This window comes from Psychrobacter sp. 72-O-c (genome assembly GCF_904846605.1).
Lineage (GTDB): Bacteria > Pseudomonadota > Gammaproteobacteria > Pseudomonadales > Moraxellaceae > Psychrobacter.
In genome coordinates this window covers 1-1084 of record NZ_CAJHBI010000067.1, presented here as the reverse complement: position 1 = coordinate 1084, position 1084 = coordinate 1, and the positions used below count along the sequence as shown (strand labels likewise).

Annotated in this window: 1 protein-coding gene; it reads left to right on the top strand. The window is 43.1% G+C overall.

The window, feature by feature from the left end; translation table 11 throughout:
• Nucleotides 1-11 precede the first annotated feature (11 nt).
• Nucleotides 12-1084: RNA-guided endonuclease InsQ/TnpB family protein (locus tag JMX97_RS13605; RefSeq protein WP_201558954.1), on the top strand; the 1073-nt coding region annotated here is incomplete at its 3' end.

Below are 1084 nucleotides of genomic sequence, written 5' to 3'. Positions count from 1 at the left end.
TAGTTTAAACTATGAAAACACTCAAGCTACGTATCAAAGATAAGCACGCCAATCAGTTAAATAAGCTGTCTGGCGCGGTGAATTTTGTGTGGAACTATGTGAATGATTTGAGTTTTAAGCACTTGCAACGCACCGGGCATTTCTTTTCAGCATACGATATAGCAGCTTATACCAAAGGCAGCGGTGAATTTCTAAATCTGCACAGCCAAACCCTTCAAGCGATCACTGAAACCCATGCCAAAAGCCGCAAGCAATTTAAGAAAGCAAAACTGAATTGGCGCACTAACAACCCTAAAGCCAAGCGTAAAAGCTTAGGCTGGATTCCTTTCAAAAAATCGGCCATCAAGTATTTAGGTGTCAAGAAGGCGGGTAAGAAAAGCCTTAAATCCACTATTCAATTCAGTCTTGCCAAAGGTAGAAATCTGACTATTGATGTGTGGGATAGCTACAATTTAGCCCTCTACACCATCAATACTTGTGAATTAGTACAAGACAGTCGTGGTCTTTGGTATGCGTGTGTGACGGTTAAAGAGCATTCAAATATTGAGTGTGGTTATGGTGAAACTGGCATCGACTTAGGATGCAAGGATTCAGCGACGACAAGCGACGGTGATACCTTAGTAACCAAATTAACCCATAAATACGCATCAAAACTAGGCATCGCTCAACGCGCTAAGAATAAAAAGAGGGTCAAGGCCATTCATGCCAAGATCAAAAACACCCGCCAACACCTGATCCATGCTTTTACCAGTAAACTCGTCAAAGATAATAACGTAATCATCGTTGGTAAGCTTCAATCAAAATCATTCACCTCAACCAAACTAGCCAAATCCGTCTATGACGCAAGTTGGTTTGAAGTAAAACGGCAACTGACTTACAAATGCGAGAACGCAGGTTGCCAATACTTAGAAGTGAATGAAAGCTACACCACCCAAACCTGTTCGTGCTGCGGCTCACGCCAAAACAGTCCGAAAGGTAGGACAGATTTGAGAATAAGAGAATGGCTTTGCGAGTGCGGTGTCACTCATCAACGCGACGTTAATGCGGCAAAAAACATTCTCGCGCTCGGGCTTGAGCGTCTAGC